The sequence below is a fragment of the Chryseobacterium sp. genome (assembly GCF_022869225.1).
Classification (GTDB): Bacteria; Bacteroidota; Bacteroidia; order Flavobacteriales; family Weeksellaceae; genus Chryseobacterium.
This window is the reverse complement of sequence record NZ_JALIHL010000001.1, coordinates 3,844,177-3,862,990: the sequence shown is the minus strand read 5'-3', so window position 1 is coordinate 3,862,990 and position 18,814 is coordinate 3,844,177. Positions and strand designations below refer to the sequence as shown.

Sequence of the window (18,814 nt, the reverse complement as noted above, 5' to 3'; positions counted from 1 at the left end):
GTTTAACATGAGCAACAATATTTGGTGGTGGCTTTCAAACTCTTCGTCGGGTCTGGAAGTATTGTCATGTTGTTAACTGTACAGCAGAAATAATTAAAATAAACAATATATAGGCTTTGACGGATACCGTTGAAGCCTTTTTTTATTCCTTAATCTTAAAAAATAAAACTACAGATGTTTACTGATCTTATCAAAATAAAAACTGTTTCGAAAAAAACATTGGGAGACCTTCATACTCCAATGAATATCTATCTTAAAATCAGAGATAAATTCAGGGATACCATTCTTTTGGAAAGCTCTGATTCAAAAAGTATTGACAATAATTTTTCCTTTATCGCCATCAATGCCATTGCCGGAATTGAGGTAAAAAACCTTAATGAATTTGAAGTTAAGCTTCCCAACGCTGCGCCTGTAAAGCAATTCGTCATGGACCAGGCTATTACTGATATCTTTGAAAGTTTCCGCACGGTTTTCAAATGTGAAAAAACAGAAGATCCCATTGAACAGACTGCCCAAAGTCTTTTTGGCTACACCAGTTTTGAAGCGGTTCAGTTTTTCGAAAACGTCAAGCTAAAGGCTCAAAGTCCTGAAGTAGAGATCCCTATCCTCAGATACAGGCTGTATCAATATGTAATTGCCATCAATCATTTCAATGACGAGATGTACCTCATTGAAAATCAGATCGAAGGTATAAAATCTGAAATCCACCTGTTGGAAAACCTCATCAAAAATCAGAATACTCCGGTTTATCCTTTTGAAAAAAATGGCCAGGAAACTTCCAATATTACCAATGAAGATTATATTGAACTGGTAAAAACAGCTCAGAAACACTGCATGAGAGGTGATGTTTTCCAGTTGGTACTGAGCAGAAGATTTGAACAAAAGTTCAAAGGTGATGAATTCAATGTTTACCGTGCTCTGAGAAACATTAATCCTTCTCCTTATCTTTTCTATTTTGATTACGGAAATTACAAATTATTCGGATCCAGCCCGGAAAGCCAGCTGATCATAAAAAACCACAAAGCGATTATTCATCCAATTGCCGGAACTTCAAAAAGAACAGGCCATTTCGAGACCGATCTTCAGGCCATTGAAGTATTAAAAGAGGATCCAAAAGAAAATGCGGAACATACCATGCTGGTGGATCTCGCAAGAAATGACCTCGGAAAGCTTGGAAAAAATGTAACGGTTACAAAACTGAAAGAAATCCAGCTGTTCTCTCATGTGATTCATATGGTAAGCGAAGTGACCGCAGATCTTCCTGAGGATATCAATCCTCTTGAAATGGTGTCGGCAACCTTTCCGCAGGGAACATTAAGCGGAGCACCGAAACACAAAGCTTTACAACTGATCAATCAATATGAAAAAGATTCCCGTGGATATTATGGCGGCTGCATCGGTATGATTGGCTTGAATGGAACCTGCAACCAGGCTATCATGATCAGAACATTTTTAAGTAAGAACAATACGCTCTATTATCAGGCAGGTGCAGGACTTGTTGCCAAATCGGTGCCTGAGAACGAGCTGCAGGAAGTGAATAACAAGTTAAACGCTCTGAAAAAAGCAGTAGAAAAAGCAGAGAAAATAGTGGAGAGGTAATGGTTGACAATGGAGATCCTGCCACAGTAAATAATATGAATATAAAGAACCAGCAACCCGCAAAAAGTAAAAAAATGAACAACACTATAAACAACCAGCAGCCCGTATCCAAAGTTCTTGTTTTTGACAATTACGACAGCTTTACGTATAATCTTGTCCAGATCATTGAGAGAATACTGAATCAGAAAGTGGAGGTCGTAAGAAATGATCAGATCACTTTAGAAGAGATCAATAAATATGATAAAATAATTCTTTCCCCCGGCCCCGGTGTTCCGGAAGAAGCAGGAATTCTATTGGACCTGATCAGGGAGTATGCACCAACGAAAAGCATTTTGGGGGTATGTCTTGGACAGCAGGCGATAGCAGAAGCTTTTGGAGGAAGTCTTATTAACCTTTCTGAAATTTTTCACGGGGTAGCTACCACTACCGAAGTGGTAAAAGAAAATACAAAACTGTTCAGAGATATCACTTCAGGATTGGAAGTCGGTAGGTATCACAGCTGGGCAGTAGATCCGGAAAATTTTCCTGCTGCACTGGAAATTACTGCCGTAGATAAAGACGGAATGATCATGGCATTACAGCATAAATCGTATGATGTACATGGGGTACAGTTCCATCCTGAAAGCATTTTAACTCCTGATGGAGAAACAATCATTAAAAACTTCCTTTTACCGTGAAAACCACAGAAATCCCATCAACAATAAAAACTCCCCAAATGAAAGAAATACTGCAATACCTGTTCAATCATAATACATTGTCAAAATCTGAGGCTAAAGCGATGATGATTGAAATTTCTCAGAACAAGTTCAATTCGGCAGAAGTTACTGCATTCATCAGTGTTTTCCTGATGCGGAATATCACACTGAAGGAACTGGAAGGTTTCAGGGAAGCACTTCTACAGATGGCAGTCCCTGTTCAGATAGAGGCTCATGATGCCATAGATATTGTAGGAACGGGAGGTGACGGAAAAAACACAATCAATATATCAACATTGGCTAGCTTTGTAGTGGCCGGAGCCGGGCAGAAGGTAACAAAACATGGAAATTACGGAGCTTCTACCACTACAGGTTCATCCAATGTCCTGGAAGAACTTGGATATGGATTCAAAAACAGTTCGGATCAGCTGAATGAAGATCTTGAAAAAGCTAACATCTGTTTTTTACACGCTCCTTACTTCCATCCTGCCCTTCAATCAGTTGGATTATTGAGAAAATCTCTGGGATTAAGAACATTCTTCAATCTTCTGGGACCGTTGGTGAATCCTGCCAAACCTCAATATTCCATGATTGGAGTGTATAATCTTGAAATTGCAAGGATATACCAATATCTATTACAAAAAGAGGAACGTGATTTTATGCTGGTTCACGGATTGGACGGTTATGATGAAATCAGTCTAACCGACGACAGCAAGATTATTACTAAAAATGGAGAAAATATCTATTCTGCTGAAGATTTAGGCTTCAATCCGGTAACGCTGGAAAATATTAAAGCGGGAGATACAATGCAGGCAACGGCAAAGATTTTCAGAAATATTCTGGAAGGCAGGGGAACGGAGCAACAAAATTCCGTAGTGCTGGCCAATGCTTCCGTAGCCCTTCATCATACCGGTAAATTTGGAACTTATGAAGACTGCCTTCTGCTCGCAAAAGAGAGTCTTGAAAGCGGAAAAGCCTTACATAGCCTCACACTTTTAATTAATGAGTAAGGATTAATGGTTAACAGTTGATTACCTCAAACCTCTAAAATGAAAACATGACTATACTGGATACAATTATTGAAAGAAAAAAAGAAGAAATTGCTGCAGCGAAATCCAATATTTCCGTTAGCCGATTGAAAGACACCGATTTTTTTAAAAGAAAAACGTACTCTCTGAAAGAATCCGTTAAAAATAAATCCGGCATCATCGCTGAATTTAAAAGACAATCACCTTCAAAAGGAATGATCAACAGCAGCGTTTCACCGTTGGAGGTGGTTTGCTCTTATGAAAAATTTGGAGCCAGTGGAGTTTCCATTCTGACGGATAAAGATTTTTTCGGGGGTGATTTAAGTGATATTCTGAATGTAAGGAATCATATCAGCATTCCCATTTTGAGAAAAGATTTTATGATTGATGAATACCAGTTCTATGAAGCCAAAAGCATCGGAGCAGATGTCGTCTTACTGATTGCCTCATGCCTTTCCGCGGGCCAGGTCCAGGAGTTTACAGAACTGGCTCATACGCTTCACCTGGAAGTATTGCTGGAAATCCATACGGAAGAAGAATTAAAACATTTTAACCCTGATATAGATCTTGTGGGAATTAACAACCGTAATTTAAAAGACTTTAAAGTGGATTTGCAACATTCTGTACAGTTGAAAAACCTGCTTCCCAAAGAAGTTTTATCGGTTGCAGAAAGTGGTATTTATACCCTTGAGGATTTTAAATATGTAAAAGAAAAAGGGTTTGATGCTTTTCTGATGGGGGAATATTTCATGAAGAATACCGACCCTTCAAAAGCTTTTGAAGAGTTCACTTTACAAATTTGAAAATGAGATCATTTAAAACTAACTTTCAACGGATTAAAATCGCTATTAATGACCGCTATGAACCTGCACCCTAAATTAAAAGTCTGTGGTTTAACAAGATCAGAGCAGATCCTTGAGCTGATGGCTATGAAAGTGGACCTTCTTGGTTTTATATTTTACGAAAAATCACCAAGATATGTTCTGAATCATTTGAGCCTGGATGAAATTTACAATATTAACCACCCGGGGAAAGTAGGGGTATTTGTCAACGAAAAAGTTGATCAAATTGTAAAAACAGCCGATAAATCCGGGCTGAATTATATCCAGCTGCATGGTGATGAGGACGAAGATTTTATAGATGAATTAAGAAAAGAATTAAATCCGGAAATTAAAATCATCAAAGTCATCAGAATTGGAGAGAATACTGCTGAAAACAGAAATACAATGGCACTTACGCTCAGTTCTCCGCTCTCAGCCATCAACTATTTGTTATTTGATACCGACAGCAAAGCATTTGGGGGAACCGGAAAACAATTTGACTGGAAGCTATTGAATGAATGTAAAATTCCTCTGCCTTATTTTTTAAGCGGCGGTATTTCAGAAGACAATATTGATCATATGAAGTCATTACAGCTGATCCCCTTTGCAGTGGATATCAATTCAAAATTTGAAATTGAACCCGGCAATAAGGATGTTAACAAAATAAAAAAATTCAAATCTATTTTAGAGTCCCAACAGGACGTTTTGCCCTAGCGAGGTAAAAGCTAAGGGCTTCTCATCCTTTCTATTAATTATAATGTATTACTCATGAAGTACCAAATAAAACAGACTCAGGAATTAACAGAACGTGAAATAGAACATATTCTGAAGTTATGGGATATCTCTATGTGGAATACCATGAAGGCGGCCTACTTCCGCACTTTTTTTAAAGATTCTGAGTTTCACTTTCTGTTGGATACGGAAGAAAATATATTGGCGGTTATGCGTATGAATTTCGATTTTACCCTGGAAATCTCCGGAGAAGAACTCTCTTTTGCAGAAGCTGTAGGGTTGGTGGCAACCCATAAGAAAAAAGGGTATGGAGCTAAGCTTGTGGAGGCATTTAAAGATCATGTTACCCAGAGAAGTATAGATACAATAGGGTTCTGCCATCAGGAGCTGCGTCCATTTTACCAAAAGTGCAATATCTAAATCCTATATGACAAAGCTAAAGCCATCAAAGAAAGTGTAGGTTCAGAATGGATCAATTCAGAAGATGATGACATTTTAATTTTTAAGGTATCAAAAGACAGAAAAGAAAAACTCAATCAGCTGAGTCTACAAAATAATGCTTATTTAACCATTAAAGAATAAAGAAATGAATTATAAAAACCCCGATGAAAACGGATATTATGGAGCGTTTGGAGGTGCTTTCATCCCGGAGATGCTCTATCCTAATGTAGAAGAATTGCAAAGAAACTATCTTGAGATTATAGCATCTGAAGACTTTCAGAATGAGTACCAGGATCTGCTTAAGAATTATGTTGGGCGGGCTACTCCACTTTACTTTGCGAAAAACCTAAGTAAAAAATACAAGACCAAGATTTACTTAAAAAGAGAAGATCTGAATCATACCGGCGCTCATAAAATCAATAATGCTCTGGGACAGGTTCTTCTTGCCAAGCGTCTTGGGAAAACCAGGATCATTGCTGAAACCGGTGCCGGGCAACACGGCGTTGCCACTGCTACGGCCTGCGCGCTGCTGGGTCTTGAATGTATTGTGTATATGGGAGAAATTGATATTCAAAGACAGGCTCCCAATGTTGCGAGGATGAAAATGCTCGGAGCACAAGTCGTAGCTGCCACTTCAGGCTCAAAAACACTGAAAGACGCAGTCAATGAAGCTTTAAGAGACTGGATCAACCATCCGGTAACGACTCATTATGTGATCGGAAGTGTTGTGGGGCCCCACCCTTTCCCGGATCTTGTAGCCCGTTTTCAAAGCATTATTTCAAAGGAAATAAAGGAGCAGCTTAAAGAAAAGACAGGAAAAGAGAATCCTGATTATGTGATTGCCTGCGTGGGTGGCGGAAGTAATGCTGCCGGAACTTTTTATCATTTTGTAGAAGAAAAAGAAGTAAAAATCATTGCCGCAGAAGCCGGAGGTCTGGGAGTAAATTCCGGAAAGTCTGCCGCCACTACCTTTTTGGGAACCCTGGGTGTACTTCATGGAAGTAAAAGCCTTGTGATGCAAACTGCGGACGGGCAGGTAATCGAGCCGCATTCTATCTCGGCCGGACTTGATTATCCCGGAATCGGGCCCTTCCATGCGCATCTGTTTCAGGAAAAGCGGGCAGAATTTTTCAGCATCAATGATAATGAAGCTTTACAGTCTGCTTTTGAACTTACGAAACTGGAAGGAATTATACCTGCCTTAGAAAGCTCTCATGCCCTGGCTGTTTTGGGCAAAAAGAATTTTAATGAAAACGATATCGTGGTCATTTGCCTGAGCGGCCGTGGGGACAAGGATATGGAAACCTATTTGAGAAATCTGTAAAATGTCGGATGTAAAATGTACAATGTATTTCTAATCTAACCTTGATGCATTATACTTAAATACAATAGAAAAAATGAAAAAACTAAATATATACTTCACGGCCGGCATCCCAAAATTGGAAGATACTGCCGAAATTATACAATTGATTCAGGATTCCGGAGCGGACATGATTGAGATCGGAATGCCTTATTCTGATCCGGTGGCAGACGGACCCGTCATTCAGCAGGCCCATGAACTTGCTTTACAAAACGGAATGACCATTGAGACCCTTTTTTCTCAGTTAAAATCCATAAAAGACAACATCAGAATTCCGGTTATTTTAATGGGTTATATCAATCCTGTTTTAAGTTTTGGATTTGAAAAATTCTGTCAGGAGTGCTCAGAAAGCGGGGTTTCAGGATTGATCTTACCTGACCTTCCTCCTATTGAATTTGAAAAAAATTACCAGCAGATTTTGCAAAAGTATCACCTTAACTTCACATTCCTGGTGACTCCGGAAACTTCTGATGAGAGGATAGTATATCTTGATTCTTTAAGCTCAGGTTTTCTGTATGCGGTCAGTTCATCTTCAACAACCGGCGGTGAGAATGCAGTGCTAAAGAATGAGAATTACCTGTCCCGGTTGGCTTCACTTCCTCTTAAAAATCCTGTAATGATAGGTTTTGGAATAAAATCCAAAGAAAACTTTGAAAATGTAACGGAAAAAGCGGATGGCGGTATCATCGGAACAGCATTTGTGAATATCTTACTTCAGGATAAAGACTGGAAGAAGAGCGCTATAGATTTTATCCATTCCATAAAAGGCTAAAATTCACTAAATTTGTATGTCGAAAAAATGAAATGAATACAAATCAAAATAAAACAGTAGAGTTTGAAGATTTAGGAATCAGAGAATATCAGCCGACCTGGGATTACCAGGAACAACTGATGAAAAGCATCATTGATACCAAAATAAAAAACAGGGATCTTCCTGCAGAACAGCATATTACTACTCCGAACCACCTTCTTTTTGTAGAACATCCCCATGTATATACGCTGGGAAAAAGCGGCCATGAAGAAAATATGCTTGCCGGTATTGACAAACTGAAAGAAATTGATGCCACTTTTGTAAAGGTAAACCGCGGCGGAGATATTACTTATCATGGTTACGGACAGGTTGTAGGCTACCCGATTCTGGATCTTGAAAACTTTTTCACAGATATTCATTTGTATATGAGAAATCTGGAAGAAGTGATCATCCGAACCATTGGTGAATATGGTCTTAAAGGAGAACGTTCCCAGGGAGAAACAGGGGTATGGCTGGATGTAGGCAAACCTTATGCAAGAAAGATGTGTGCCATGGGAGTAAAAGCTTCCCGCTGGGTAACACTGCATGGTTTTGCCCTGAATGTCAATACGGATATGCGGTATTTTGAATACATCATTCCATGTGGCATCAAGGACAAGCAGGTCACTTCTTTAAAAAGAGAACTTGAAAGAGAGCTGGCCCCGGAAGAAGTGGAAGAGCTAAAAGCTAAGATCAGAAAACATTTTACAGACGTTTTCCAGGCCGAACTGATCTACAAATAATGATCAAATAAACATATATCAAAGCCAGTTTCAGCTATTGAAACTGGCTTTTGTTTTTCCAAATACCATTAAAACCTGAACATATCTCATTTTTATATTTTAAAGAATATGATTATTAATAAGCACCCATAAGACTCCTATAAATAGGCTTTACATTCCATACATCACATTTTTTTTAAAATTTTCACAAAAAAATAGTTGCTGGTATTTTAAATTTTTCTACATTTAATATCACTTTACAGTGAACTAAAATTACCGGTAAAGTAACATTTTTTAACCACCAAATCTATGAGAATTATGAAAAAATTTTTGTTATCCATGATGGTATTCGTAAGTGTACTGTCTTTCAATTCCTGTGCGGAATCAAGCGCCAACCAGGACAACTTAAGTTCAAAGGAGTCTAATGAAATTGCGTTAAAAGATTTCGGCAAAACTGTTCCGGTAGGGATAGAAAAGGAAAATGGAATGTATAAGGTCTCATTCATTGTTACGGCCCAATTTTATGAAATAAAAGCCAGCAAAGAAAATGAAGATTATATTTCCATGATCACACAGGCGGTAAAGGACGAATCCCCTATTCATGTTTTTATCAAACCTAACAGCAATGAAATCGCAAAAGTAGAGAAGCCTACCGATGAAGATATCCGCTATTTCAAATCTACTTTGACAAAAGAAGCCAAAGGGGAAGCCAGCAGATTAGCCAGTGTTATTCCTGATCTTGCGACTTTAAACAGTTTGTTTACCAAAATTAAAAATCAGTCTTGTGGAACTTCTACAGCATCTTCACCATGTATCACTTTCAGATATCCTGTAGACGGCTGCTATGCAAGAGCTCACAAAATGAGACAAATCTTGATGAACAACGGATATGACTGTGAAAAACAGTTTGTATACGGAAACTTAAAAGCTTCTACGGGCACCTGCTGTGTGGCATGGAGCTATCATGTTGCTGTCCTGGTAAGCTTTAAAAATGCTTCAGGAGTGGTTGAAAAAAGAATTATTGACCCGTCTTTATTTTCAAGCGGCCCTGTAACAGATACTGCATGGAGAGGTGCGTGTACTAATTCCACGTGTGGGTCTGTATCTGTTTCTTCCTATGCCAATACTGCAGGGAATGTTTATTACAGAAGCCCGGCAGGTTCTCTGTTATATGATGATAATCTGGTAAATACCAATTGTGTACTGACTACATTCTCTTCTCTTTCAGGATGCTCGCCATCCCCTGCTCCTAATGTAGGACATTGTGGATTCTAACTAACCTTTATAGGGCTCCTGCGTATATTATGTATATTGCAGGAGCTTTTTATTCAATAACTGCTCTCTTATGAAAGTCTGGAATTACATCTTATCACTATTATTTATGATCACATCCTGCTCTGGCAGCTCAGGTTCGCAAAACCTAACCTGGTACAACAGTGCCACCATTACCAACATTACGGAAGATCCTGAAAAACCGGAAGACTTTGTTCGCATATCTATTGGAATAAGCCCGCAGATCTTTTATGTTTCAAAAAAAGCATCTGACTACAAAGCCCTCATGGAAAAGGTAACCCAGAGCTACAAAAAAGGAAAAGCATTCAATATAGGGATTGAAAATAATACCAATGTTATTAAACAGGTTAATGAAATCAAGTGATTCCTGAACCTGTAACTTCATCGGGCATTATCTTATCACAGAAATTCCGGCATCCACTTTTATCTCTGCTCCATGAATGTAAGAAGCCTCTTCAGAAGCAAGAAACAGGACAACATTTGCAATTTCTGCCGGTTCTCCCTGTCTTTTAAACGGTATGGTAGGGATAATATCCTGAACCGCAGTGTCAATTTGTTCAGCTGTTAAACCTGTATTGTTAAAAATATTGGTCTTGATATGTCCCGGACTTACTCCATTGACCCGGATTCCACGTTCTGTAAGTTCGGCGGCAAATGTCTTAATAAAAGACCGCACTGCTGATTTTGCTGCAGAATACACCGAAAAATTAGGCATGGCAATATCCGTAGCCACGGAAGTATTAAAAATCACCGAACCTCCTCTTTTCATCAATGGCAGTATCTGCTGAACCGTAAAGAACGGGCCTTTTACCAGCATATTGAAAAGCTCGTTAAAATGATCTTCCTCCACATATTCAATAGGAGCGAATCGTCCATATCCTGCATTCGCAAAAACAATGTCAATCTGTTCTGTATATTGTCTCACCTCCTCCTGCAAATTCATCAGATCCCTGATATCACCGGTATTGGATACAATTCCAAAGGCTCCTTCTCCAAGGGTCTGTAAGGCATTATTTACAGTTTCCTCACTTCGCCCCGTTATTATGACTGTTCCTCCTTCATTCATAAATTTCTTTGCGGCGGCCAAGCCCATACCATTCGTTCCACCGGTAATTAAAGCGGTTTTGTTTTTAAATCTCTGCATTGTTTTTAGTTTATATTTCTATGGCAAAGATTGGAATAATAAGAGATCGAAAAAATCCAGTTCTTGCGGAATTGAAAAATGGTTAAAAAGCAAATTGCCGAATTTACTTTAACATATTAACGGTTTACCTTTTGTTTTTCTGTTTTATATTTTTATCAATAATTGCCATCAATAAAATCTCTCAAAATTAAATTGCACACAATTAAATTGACTCTATATTTGCACTGTTAATTCAGCTCAACATAAAAACTGAATTTAAACAATCGACCAGTAGTTTAATTTAAAACAAAAAGAAAAATGTCATTAATAGAAAATTTAAACTGGAGACATGCTGTAAAAGCTTACGATCCAACCAAAAAAGTTTCACAGGAAGATCTTAACACTATTTTAGAAGCAGCAAGACTGGCTCCTACTTCATCAGGACTTCAGCCTTTCCGAATCATTGTAGTGGAAAATCAGGAACTGAAAGAACAAATGGTAGCCGGAGCTTTGAACCCTGAAGTAATGAGAGATTCTTCTCACGTTCTGGTGTTTGCCGCATGGGATAGTTATTCCAATGAAAAAATTGACAAAGTTTACGATTATCATACTGACGTAAGGGATCTTCCAAGAGGACGTTTTGGAAGCTATACCGATCAAATCAAAGAAATATATGGTGCACAGACTCCTGAAGAGCATTTTGCGCACACTGCACGCCAGACTTATATCGCATTAGGAATTGCCCTTGCCCAGGCTGCAGAATTGAAAATCGACAGTACTCCGGCAGAAGGGTTTAGTAATGAAGTGGTAGATGAAGTATTGGGATTAAAAGAACTAGGATTAAAAAGTGTAAGCCTTTTATACCTTGGATACCGTGACGAAGCAAACGACTGGCTGTCTTCGATGAAAAAAGTCCGTGTTCCTATGGATGAATTTATCATAAAAAAGTAATACCTTCATCTCATCTTTCGTACCGAATTTATGGAAACTCCAAAAACACCCAGGTTAGAAAACCAAATCTGCTTTCCTTTATATGTAATCGCCAAAGAAATTACCGGTCTTTACCGCCCTTTTTTGGATGAGCTGGATATTACCTACCCACAGTATCTCGTAATGATGATCCTCTGGGAAAGTGACGGACTTACCGTAAGTCATATCGGAGAAAAACTGTTTTTGGACAGCGGTACATTGACTCCTCTTCTTAAAAGACTTGAAACCAAAGGATTTATTATAAGAAGACGAAAAAAAGAGGATGAAAGAGTGGTTGAAGTATTTTTAGCCGAGGCAGGAAAGCAACTGCAGAAAAAAGCATGTGAAATACCTGGTAAAATTCAGGAAAAAATTGGCATACAGCCAGAAGAGCTCCTGCATCTTAAAGATACAGTTCTCAGCATATTAAAAAAAATAGAAAATAAATGAAACCATTATATACAACAAAAGTTACCGCTAAAGGAGGAAGAAACGGCCAGGTAAAAAGTGAAAACGGAGTATTAGATCTTGAAGTAAGAATGCCGAAAGGCCTGGGAGGAGCCAATGATGATTTCACCAACCCTGAAATGCTTTTTGCAGCCGGATATTCAGCCTGCTTTGATAGTGCATTGAACAGAGTGATCAGCTTATCAAAAGTAAAGACCGGTGAAACAACCGTTGCTGCACAGGTAAGCATAGGACAAATTGAAAACGGAGGATTCGGGCTTGCCGTGGAACTGGATGTCAATATTCCGGGAGTTTCTATCGAAGAGGCACAGGTATTAACAGACAAAGCTCACCAGATCTGTCCTTATTCTAATGCTACCAGAAACAATATTGAGGTTAAGCTTGCGGTAACCAACAACGATTAATTATTTTTTTAAGCATAGGTTATAACGGAAGGAGCTGTTTCCATGGAAACAGCTCCTTTTATTTTTAGCCAAGAATTTACACAGATGATGCAAAAATCTGATATCTGATGTCTTTACTCACCCTCTCTATCTCCTATTCAGATCACTTTTCTGATATGCATCTACTTTTTTATAAGAATCGTTTTTCTCTTTTTCTTTTTTGTCGGAAATAAGAATTCCGAAGAGATGGTCGATCTCATGCTGGAAAATAACCGCTGTGAAACCTTCTACAATTTCTGAATATTTCTGGCCTTTCAAATCAACATATTCCAGCTGAATCACTTTGCTTCTGTAGAACTGGTCTCTGAAATCAGGAATAGAAAGATCTCCTTCAGGACCAAGATTCTGTAAATCCGAACGCCATACAATCACCGGATTGATAAAGTATTCCAGCGGAGTTCCTTCCTTATCAAAACGCTGTACCCAAATAATCTTTCTGTTGATTCCCACCTGTGGGGCTGCAATTCCTACTCCTCCGTCTGTTGACAGGAGAGATTCCTTCATTCTCTTTACCAGCACGGCAGTATGGGGATCTGTAGGATTGATCTCCGCAGAAAGATTCAGCAGTGTTTTGTGCTGATTTTCATCTGTAACCTGATAGATAGGCAGTGCAGTATGTAGGTCTCCCTGATTGATAATGGAAAGTTCATTGGATGTCAATTTTTGCGCATGAAGCAATCCTGCGAAAAGAATAAAAAAAACAGATAATTTTTTCATATGAAGTGAATGTTGTGCAAAGTTAGATATTGTCAGGTAAAGTTTAATGACTGCATCCTGTATTTTATAGTCTCTATTTAGGTTTTGGCTAAAGCCATTGGAATTTGGATAAAAAATAAACGGGCTGAAGCCCGTTTCTATTGATATTAATTCCTTACATAAGATGGTTTAGGATCCCTATTATAAAAAACAAAGGATCAGAAGGTCTTCGTCATATCGCTGGGAATAATCAGATTAAAATCTGTTGGAATATAATCTTTTGCCGGAACTTTCAACTCAGGGTCTTCAGATTCAAAAACGGAGATCACTGCCATTTTAAGATTTGGATTTTTCTGTTTGATATACCAATAAATACCTCCGAATTCTTTACTGTGATAGTTTCCGTTATAATGGATAAAGGTTTTCCCAGCCTGGAAATTTTTCAGGATAGATTCTGCCATGGTCGCATCTTTTGTCGCTTGTGCTGAAATAAAATTCATCACTTTTGTTCCTTCTGCATGATCCCCCATCATGGCTTTCATTTCGGGATAGCCTGGCGTATCTAATGTTACTTTAATCGGCAGCTGTGCAATATAGTTTTTTCTTTTCCGCTTAATCTATTGAGAGATTCAAGGCCTTCTTTAGCCGTCTGTGATGCATATCTTCTTGGAATATTGGTGGCGATAAAGTTTAGCTTCTTATTTTTAGCAAAATCAACCAGTGGTTTATAATCTGTAGCATAATTATTCCATAAACGGACAGAATCTTTCAGGGTTTTGGCATCCAATGTTCCGTTTAAATATTTGTTTAACTGAGATTGGTTATCTCTTTCAAACATTTCGGCTCCCAATATCAGCTGACCGTTTTTCTTCTCAAACAGAGCTTCCGTTATTTTAAGCTGGAGCCAGTGATTCACAGAACTGTTATGATTTTCTCCAAAAAAGACCACATCATAGTCTGCCAGTTCTCTGACCAGTTTATCAGTCTTTATTTCCTTTCCTTTTTTATCATAAAATTGATAGGCTTTAAAATTCTGAGCACTCAGCAAACAGAATCCTGAAAGCAAAATTGCTATAAAAATATTCTTCATTTTAAATATTTAACCACAAATTACACAAATATTTTGGCAAACATATCAGAAAGCAGCCACAATAGGCAAATTGGCAGATTCGCCTGTTTGCTGCAGCCCATTCCCGGGATTGCCAAAACTCAAAATGAACGGACCGCTTTGATTTTAACACAAAACGGCCCATTCAAATCATCTAATTATTATTTTTCTAATGCTGCAACAAGGTCTTTCCATTCCTGTAATTCAGGAATACCCGGTTTCCTTTTTCCGAAGAACTGAACGATAAAGTCTCCTTCTTGGTTGAACACCTCAATCGCGGTTACCTCCCCGTCTTCCGTTGGTTTTTTAACGATCCAGGCTTCAGCGATCTTCGTGACATCCAGGTGTAAATTGAAATCCGGATCCATTACATTGAACCATTGCTGGTGCCAAAGTGTTTTCTTCACATTTCCTGTATGGATCTGGATAATTCCCCTGTTTCCGACAAATACCATGATCGGTGTATTTTTTTCGGAAGCATCTTCAAGGATATTGACCACTTTAGCATTCTCGATTTTTCTGGCAAACCCTTCCGGAGCCAATCTTAATGCCTGAGTTCTGCTTACCCCGAATTTTCTGGTCATCATGAAGAAATCATGAGTATCTTTCAATTCTGTCCATGCCTTTTTGAATCCTTCGACATCAATTTCAGAATCCTGTTTTTCTGCCTGTTTAGGAGCTACAGGCTCAAAAACAAAAGTCTGGTTTTGATCTTCAGCTTTGAATTTCTCAACGATAGTATCAAAAGCCTCTTCATTACTGTCTTTAGTCAGATAGATCTTATGCAGTGCCAAGCCGTCTTTTCCAAAAAACTGCAGGCTTTTTTTATCGCCTTCCCTTACGGCAAAAGCAAATTTCCAGTGGGTAAGGAAAATTCTAAGGTCAATATCCTCTCCTACAAAGAGCTGTGCATGCGGGCTGCTGAAATCACCGTTCAGATACGTTCCTTTTCTTTCATGAACACATTCATCATTACGGGTAAGGGCCATTACTTTTCCCAGCTGCTCAGCATCGGTAAGGATCGCAGGAAATTCAGATTTTAAAACAGTTACCCCTTCTCCTATACCGGTTACTAATAATGCTGCTTCGCTCACTCCGAATTGTGCTGCTGCATTTCTGATTCTTACATGTGGATTTTCTGCTTTCAGAGCTTCCCATTTTTCCTTTAAATCATTAACTAATGTGCTCATTATTTATTTTTTTATGGTTAAAACTGTATAAATTCTTTGTATTGTTTCTTCTCCTGTTTTGCTTTTGATCTCTTCTTCTCTCTCGGAAATTTTCATTCTTTTAAAATGACTTCTGGACACCATCTGTTCCATTTCATCATTATTGTAAAGGGTAAAATCATATGCTGTAAATGGTAATTTCTCCATGAAATCCCGTTGTCCGAAAGTAAGAACGAAAGTGCCGTCATCTTTCAAAATTCTGTAGATCTCATTTAAAAATGCTACCGGATCTTCCCAGAAGTACACGGTATTGACCGTAAATATTTTATCAAATGTTTGATTTTCAAAAGGGAGCTTTCTCCCTTCGTACAGTATAAATTCTGCCTGATTCTCAAATTCCTTATTCAATCTCCTGGCTTCCTGGTGCATGGTCTCAGAAATATCGACTCCTGTATATTTTATATTTTGAGCCAGGCCTAGCATACTTTTCAGATGGCCAGCATTTCCATGTCCTATTTCAAGGATATGCTGATCGTCTTCTATCAGGAGTGTTTTAATACTTTCTAATGTCATCCCGATATTGGTGGCATTCATCATTTCACCGATTTCTATCCCTTTTTCTCCCTGAGGATTGGCAAGGTTCTGGGCGAGGATTTTTAATTCATCTTTTTCCATGGTTATCCAAAAATGATCATTGGGTTATTCGTAATAGGGTGTCCGCAGATGGTACAGGGAAAATTATAGGCATGGCTTATATTTTCGGCTGTAAAGACCTCCGGAGGGGTTCCATAGGCAGAAACTTTTCCCGATTTCATCAGTAATATCTTATCTGCAAACTGAGCAGCAAGATTAAGATCATGTAAAACAACAATAGCACTATTGGCTTTTTGGGTAAATTTTTTAATAATTTCCAATGCCTTATATTGATGTTTTATATCTAAATTATTCAAAGGTTCGTCCAGGAATACAAGCTTATGAGCAATTTCATTCTGCACCTGTGCCATTACCCGTGAAAGATGTACCCGCTGCTTCTCTCCACCCGAAAGGGTATTATATTCCCTGTCTTTAAGATGAAAAACGTCTGTTTCATACATCATGTTATTGATTGCTTCAAAATCTTCTTTTCCGGGTTGTGAGTCAAAATACGGATATCTTCCCATCATCACCACATCTTTTACTTCAAGCGGAATATCATTGCTGTTGTGCTGGGAGAATTTCGCTTTGTGTCTTGAAATCTCTTTCACATTCCATTCATGGATCAGCTTGTTTTTAAATAAGACCTTTTGTTTCCCTGACTTCACCTCATCCGCCAACACGCTTAACAGGCTGGATTTCCCTGCTCCATTCGGGCCCACAATGGCCAGAAATTCTCCATATTCCAGAGAGACATCCACTCCGTCCAGGATATGAAACTCTTTATGCTTATAATTAATCTGGTGTGCCTTGATCATTACAATGCTTTTTTAAATTTAACTAAAATAGCGATAAAGATAGGTCCTCCCATTAAAGCGGTAAGAATTCCTATCGGCAGCTCAGACGGTGCCACAATACTTCTGCTGAAGGTATCTGCCGTCAAGAGTAAGATACTCCCGCATACTGCAGACAATGGCAGGATAAAAGTATAATTGGATTTGAATAAAAGCCTTAAAATATAAGGGACAATAAGACCTACAAAGCCAATCGTTCCTGAAAATGAAACGCAAATTCCCACCATCAATGCCACAATAATAATGATCTGCTTCTTCAGCTTCTCCACATTGATTCCTAAATGCTGGGCATCTTTCTCTCCTAACATCATCGCATTGAGCGCTTTTCCCTGGGGCAACAAAATAGCATAGGAAATAATTAAAACTATGGTTAAAATGATATTCTTCGTCCACGTTGCCGCTGCTAAGCTTCCTAAATTCCAGAATGTCAGATCTCTCAGCTGCTCGTCTTTTGAAATATAAATCAGAAATCCGGTAATGGAGAATCCGATCGCTGTAATGGCAACTCCCGTCAGCAACATCATGACCACATTGGTCTTTCCTCCGCTTGTTGAAATCCTGTATACCAACATCATTGATAAAAAAGATCCTATAAAGGCTGAGATCCCTACGAGTGAAAATTGTACAGCTTCAGGAAGGTACTGCTTGAAATGCCCTCCTAAAACAATCGCAATTGCCGCCAATAGTGTAGCTCCCGATGTAAGTCCTATTAAATCTCCCGTCGCCAGAGGATTCCTGAACAGACCCTGCAGACTTGTTCCTGAAACCGACAGCATGCTTCCTATTAAAATCGCCATTATAATCCTGGCTGCCCGTACATCCCAAATAACATATTTATCACTTAAGGTTAAATGGGGGTCTCCTTTTATAAACTGCCACAGAGCCTTGAACGGAGATGTTCCTCCAAAATCATAGACTCCTGTATTAAGTGCCAGTACTGCTATAATAACCAGCAGTACCGCACTTGAAGTAAAATAAAAGTATAGTTTATTTTGTGTTCTCAATCAAAAGTTTATTTAATCCTACTGCTGCTTCTCCTAGTCTTGGTCCGAAACCTGAAACTAAACCTCCGTCCATTGCGATGATCTTCTTATTTTTACCGGCATTGGTTTGGGATACTCCCGGCATTTTAAGCGCGCCTTCGTTTCCACCGGCACCCTGTAATCCTGTTGTAAAAAAGAATAATACATCCGGATTGGCTTTTATAACGGCTTCCGGAGTCAATGGTTTGAAATCTTCAAAATCATTCACGGCATTTTCGCCACCGGCAAGACCGATCAGGGAAGCCATTGGTGTATTTTTACCTGCAACCATCAGCATATTTCCTCTGGCATAGATGAATAATACTTTAGGTTTTTTAGCGATTGGCTGTACCTGTTTCAGATCTGCATCAATCTTATCATTCAACTTTTGATAATCTGTGTTTCCAACTGCTTTTGCAACGTCTTCGATCAGTTTTTTAGTTCCGTCAACCGTGTATTCCTGTTTGAAAACTTCAGCTTTAATTCCTGAAGAGTTGATCTTTCCTAATAATTCCGGATTGATATCCTTATCGGAAGCCAGGATCAAAGTAGGGTTTACGGCCATGATCGGCTCTATTGTCATCGATCTTACATGTCCCAAATCTTTCGCTGTAGCTTTTACACTTTCAGGATATGTACTGGTCACATCGGTTCCTACGATTTCTTTTTCGTGTCCTAAGGCACTTACAATCTCTGTAATTCCTCCGCTCAGTGTTACGATCTTATTATTGCTCTTCGGAGCTTCGGAAGTGGCTTCCGTTGTATTTTCTTTTTGGGTTCCTTCTGTTTTTTTGCATGAATACACTGCTGCAAGAACAGAAGCTGCAAGAATGAATTTTTTCATAGGT

At 38.7% G+C, this 18,814-nt stretch carries 21 protein-coding genes and 1 pseudogene; 14 read left to right on the top strand and 8 right to left on the bottom strand.

Annotated elements, in window-relative coordinates; genetic code table 11:
* The first annotated feature begins 174 nt into the window (after positions 1-174).
* The 11 genes from MUW56_RS18060 (at position 175) to MUW56_RS18010 (ending at position 9,845) form a co-directional block, all read left to right on the top strand.
* Positions 175-1,599: an anthranilate synthase component I family protein gene (locus MUW56_RS18060; RefSeq protein WP_292014492.1), complete on the top strand. Its 1,425-nt coding sequence runs from the start codon at positions 175-177 to the stop codon at positions 1,597-1,599.
* Positions 1,600-1,673: 74 nt separating this feature from the next.
* Positions 1,674-2,276, top strand: coding sequence for an aminodeoxychorismate/anthranilate synthase component II (locus tag MUW56_RS18055; RefSeq protein WP_292014491.1), 603 nt, complete (start codon positions 1,674-1,676; stop codon positions 2,274-2,276).
* Between the two features lie 38 nt (positions 2,277-2,314).
* Positions 2,315-3,304 (top strand): anthranilate phosphoribosyltransferase, encoded by a 990-nt coding sequence (trpD, locus tag MUW56_RS18050; protein WP_292014490.1) that lies wholly within the window; start codon positions 2,315-2,317, stop codon positions 3,302-3,304.
* A gap of 47 nt (positions 3,305-3,351) precedes the next feature.
* Positions 3,352-4,125 carry an indole-3-glycerol phosphate synthase TrpC gene (trpC, locus tag MUW56_RS18045; protein WP_292014489.1) on the top strand — a complete coding sequence of 258 codons (774 nt, stop codon included), beginning with the start codon at positions 3,352-3,354 and terminating at the stop codon, positions 4,123-4,125.
* Between the two features lie 57 nt (positions 4,126-4,182).
* Entirely contained in the window at positions 4,183-4,857 is a 675-nt protein-coding gene (locus tag MUW56_RS18040; protein WP_292015437.1) for a phosphoribosylanthranilate isomerase, read from the top strand.
* Between the two features lie 54 nt (positions 4,858-4,911).
* A complete protein-coding gene (locus MUW56_RS18035) occupies positions 4,912-5,295 on the top strand; it encodes a GNAT family N-acetyltransferase (RefSeq protein ID WP_292014488.1) in 384 nt (127 codons plus the stop codon).
* 166 nt (positions 5,296-5,461) lie between these two features.
* Entirely contained in the window at positions 5,462-6,640 is a 1,179-nt protein-coding gene (gene trpB / locus MUW56_RS18030; protein WP_292014487.1) for a tryptophan synthase subunit beta, read from the top strand.
* Between the two features lie 73 nt (positions 6,641-6,713).
* Positions 6,714-7,448 (top strand): tryptophan synthase subunit alpha, encoded by a 735-nt coding sequence (gene trpA / locus MUW56_RS18025; RefSeq protein ID WP_292014486.1) that lies wholly within the window; start codon positions 6,714-6,716, stop codon positions 7,446-7,448.
* A gap of 32 nt (positions 7,449-7,480) precedes the next feature.
* Entirely contained in the window at positions 7,481-8,209 is a 729-nt protein-coding gene (gene lipB, locus MUW56_RS18020; protein ID WP_292014485.1) for a lipoyl(octanoyl) transferase LipB, read from the top strand.
* A gap of 297 nt (positions 8,210-8,506) precedes the next feature.
* Positions 8,507-9,463: a protein-glutamine glutaminase gene (locus tag MUW56_RS18015; protein WP_292014484.1), complete on the top strand. Its 957-nt coding sequence runs from the start codon at positions 8,507-8,509 to the stop codon at positions 9,461-9,463.
* 70 nt (positions 9,464-9,533) lie between these two features.
* Positions 9,534-9,845, top strand: a complete 312-nt coding sequence (locus tag MUW56_RS18010; RefSeq protein ID WP_292014483.1) for a hypothetical protein — start codon at positions 9,534-9,536, stop codon at positions 9,843-9,845.
* A gap of 27 nt (positions 9,846-9,872) precedes the next feature.
* Here MUW56_RS18010 and MUW56_RS18005 read toward each other — a convergent pair whose 3' ends face one another.
* Positions 9,873-10,625: an SDR family oxidoreductase gene (locus tag MUW56_RS18005; protein WP_292014482.1), complete on the bottom strand. Its 753-nt coding sequence runs from the start codon at positions 10,623-10,625 to the stop codon at positions 9,873-9,875.
* Positions 10,626-10,922: 297 nt separating this feature from the next.
* Between MUW56_RS18005 and MUW56_RS18000 the strand changes: the two genes are divergently transcribed.
* From MUW56_RS18000 to MUW56_RS17990, 3 genes are read left to right on the top strand one after another with little or no spacing between them, the layout of a single operon-like run.
* Positions 10,923-11,555 carry an NAD(P)H-dependent oxidoreductase gene (locus tag MUW56_RS18000; RefSeq protein WP_292014481.1) on the top strand — a complete coding sequence of 211 codons (633 nt, stop codon included), beginning with the start codon at positions 10,923-10,925 and terminating at the stop codon, positions 11,553-11,555.
* Positions 11,556-11,585: 30 nt separating this feature from the next.
* Positions 11,586-12,023: a MarR family winged helix-turn-helix transcriptional regulator gene (locus MUW56_RS17995; protein ID WP_292014480.1), complete on the top strand. Its 438-nt coding sequence runs from the start codon at positions 11,586-11,588 to the stop codon at positions 12,021-12,023.
* Complete coding sequence (locus MUW56_RS17990; protein WP_292014479.1) at positions 12,020-12,445, top strand: organic hydroperoxide resistance protein; 426 nt, start codon at positions 12,020-12,022, stop codon at positions 12,443-12,445. Before MUW56_RS17995 ends, MUW56_RS17990 begins: the two co-directional genes overlap by 4 nt.
* Positions 12,446-12,571: 126 nt before the next feature.
* Here MUW56_RS17990 and MUW56_RS17985 read toward each other — a convergent pair whose 3' ends face one another.
* The 7 genes and pseudogenes from MUW56_RS17985 to MUW56_RS17955 all read right to left on the bottom strand — a co-directional run bounded on the left by MUW56_RS17985 (position 12,572) and on the right by MUW56_RS17955 (position 18,810).
* Entirely contained in the window at positions 12,572-13,201 is a 630-nt protein-coding gene (locus tag MUW56_RS17985; protein WP_292014478.1) for a peptide deformylase, read from the bottom strand.
* Positions 13,202-13,398: 197 nt separating this feature from the next.
* Positions 13,399-14,270: pseudogene (locus MUW56_RS17980) on the bottom strand (ChaN family lipoprotein).
* A gap of 179 nt (positions 14,271-14,449) precedes the next feature.
* Positions 14,450-15,478 (bottom strand): ChuX/HutX family heme-like substrate-binding protein, encoded by a 1,029-nt coding sequence (locus MUW56_RS17975; protein ID WP_292014477.1) that lies wholly within the window; start codon positions 15,476-15,478, stop codon positions 14,450-14,452.
* 3 nt (positions 15,479-15,481) lie between these two features.
* Complete coding sequence (locus MUW56_RS17970) at positions 15,482-16,132, bottom strand: class I SAM-dependent methyltransferase (RefSeq protein ID WP_292014476.1); 651 nt, start codon at positions 16,130-16,132, stop codon at positions 15,482-15,484.
* A 2-nt stretch (positions 16,133-16,134) separates the two neighbouring features.
* Positions 16,135-16,908 (bottom strand): heme ABC transporter ATP-binding protein, encoded by a 774-nt coding sequence (locus MUW56_RS17965; protein WP_292014475.1) that lies wholly within the window; start codon positions 16,906-16,908, stop codon positions 16,135-16,137.
* A complete protein-coding gene (locus tag MUW56_RS17960; RefSeq protein ID WP_292014474.1) occupies positions 16,908-17,948 on the bottom strand; it encodes an iron ABC transporter permease in 1,041 nt (346 codons plus the stop codon). Before MUW56_RS17960 ends, MUW56_RS17965 begins: the two co-directional genes overlap by 1 nt.
* Positions 17,932-18,810: a hemin ABC transporter substrate-binding protein gene (locus tag MUW56_RS17955; protein WP_292014473.1), complete on the bottom strand. Its 879-nt coding sequence runs from the start codon at positions 18,808-18,810 to the stop codon at positions 17,932-17,934. Before MUW56_RS17955 ends, MUW56_RS17960 begins: the two co-directional genes overlap by 17 nt.
* Positions 18,811-18,814 lie beyond the last annotated feature (4 nt).

Excerpts from the sequence above, each read along its gene's own strand:
- MUW56_RS18060 (WP_292014492.1), top strand. The coding sequence starts at position 175 with ATGTTTACTGATCTTATCAAAATAAAAACTGTTTCGAAAAAAACATTG.
- MUW56_RS18055 (WP_292014491.1), top strand. The coding sequence starts at position 1,674 with ATGAACAACACTATAAACAACCAGCAGCCCGTATCCAAAGTTCTTGTT.
- trpD (WP_292014490.1), top strand. The coding sequence starts at position 2,315 with ATGAAAGAAATACTGCAATACCTGTTCAATCATAATACATTGTCAAAA.
- trpC (WP_292014489.1), top strand. The coding sequence starts at position 3,352 with ATGACTATACTGGATACAATTATTGAAAGAAAAAAAGAAGAAATTGCT.
- MUW56_RS18040 (WP_292015437.1), top strand. The coding sequence starts at position 4,183 with ATGAACCTGCACCCTAAATTAAAAGTCTGTGGTTTAACAAGATCAGAG.
- MUW56_RS18035 (WP_292014488.1), top strand. The coding sequence starts at position 4,912 with ATGAAGTACCAAATAAAACAGACTCAGGAATTAACAGAACGTGAAATA.
- trpB (WP_292014487.1), top strand. The coding sequence starts at position 5,462 with ATGAATTATAAAAACCCCGATGAAAACGGATATTATGGAGCGTTTGGA.
- trpA (WP_292014486.1), top strand. The coding sequence starts at position 6,714 with ATGAAAAAACTAAATATATACTTCACGGCCGGCATCCCAAAATTGGAA.
- lipB (WP_292014485.1), top strand. The coding sequence starts at position 7,481 with ATGAATACAAATCAAAATAAAACAGTAGAGTTTGAAGATTTAGGAATC.
- MUW56_RS18015 (WP_292014484.1), top strand. The coding sequence starts at position 8,507 with ATGAAAAAATTTTTGTTATCCATGATGGTATTCGTAAGTGTACTGTCT.
- MUW56_RS18010 (WP_292014483.1), top strand. The coding sequence starts at position 9,534 with ATGAAAGTCTGGAATTACATCTTATCACTATTATTTATGATCACATCC.
- MUW56_RS18005 (WP_292014482.1), bottom strand. The coding sequence starts at position 10,625 with ATGCAGAGATTTAAAAACAAAACCGCTTTAATTACCGGTGGAACGAAT.
- MUW56_RS18000 (WP_292014481.1), top strand. The coding sequence starts at position 10,923 with ATGTCATTAATAGAAAATTTAAACTGGAGACATGCTGTAAAAGCTTAC.
- MUW56_RS17995 (WP_292014480.1), top strand. The coding sequence starts at position 11,586 with ATGGAAACTCCAAAAACACCCAGGTTAGAAAACCAAATCTGCTTTCCT.
- MUW56_RS17990 (WP_292014479.1), top strand. The coding sequence starts at position 12,020 with ATGAAACCATTATATACAACAAAAGTTACCGCTAAAGGAGGAAGAAAC.
- MUW56_RS17985 (WP_292014478.1), bottom strand. The coding sequence starts at position 13,201 with ATGAAAAAATTATCTGTTTTTTTTATTCTTTTCGCAGGATTGCTTCAT.
- MUW56_RS17975 (WP_292014477.1), bottom strand. The coding sequence starts at position 15,478 with ATGAGCACATTAGTTAATGATTTAAAGGAAAAATGGGAAGCTCTGAAA.
- MUW56_RS17970 (WP_292014476.1), bottom strand. The coding sequence starts at position 16,132 with ATGGAAAAAGATGAATTAAAAATCCTCGCCCAGAACCTTGCCAATCCT.
- MUW56_RS17965 (WP_292014475.1), bottom strand. The coding sequence starts at position 16,908 with ATGATCAAGGCACACCAGATTAATTATAAGCATAAAGAGTTTCATATC.
- MUW56_RS17955 (WP_292014473.1), bottom strand. The coding sequence starts at position 18,810 with ATGAAAAAATTCATTCTTGCAGCTTCTGTTCTTGCAGCAGTGTATTCA.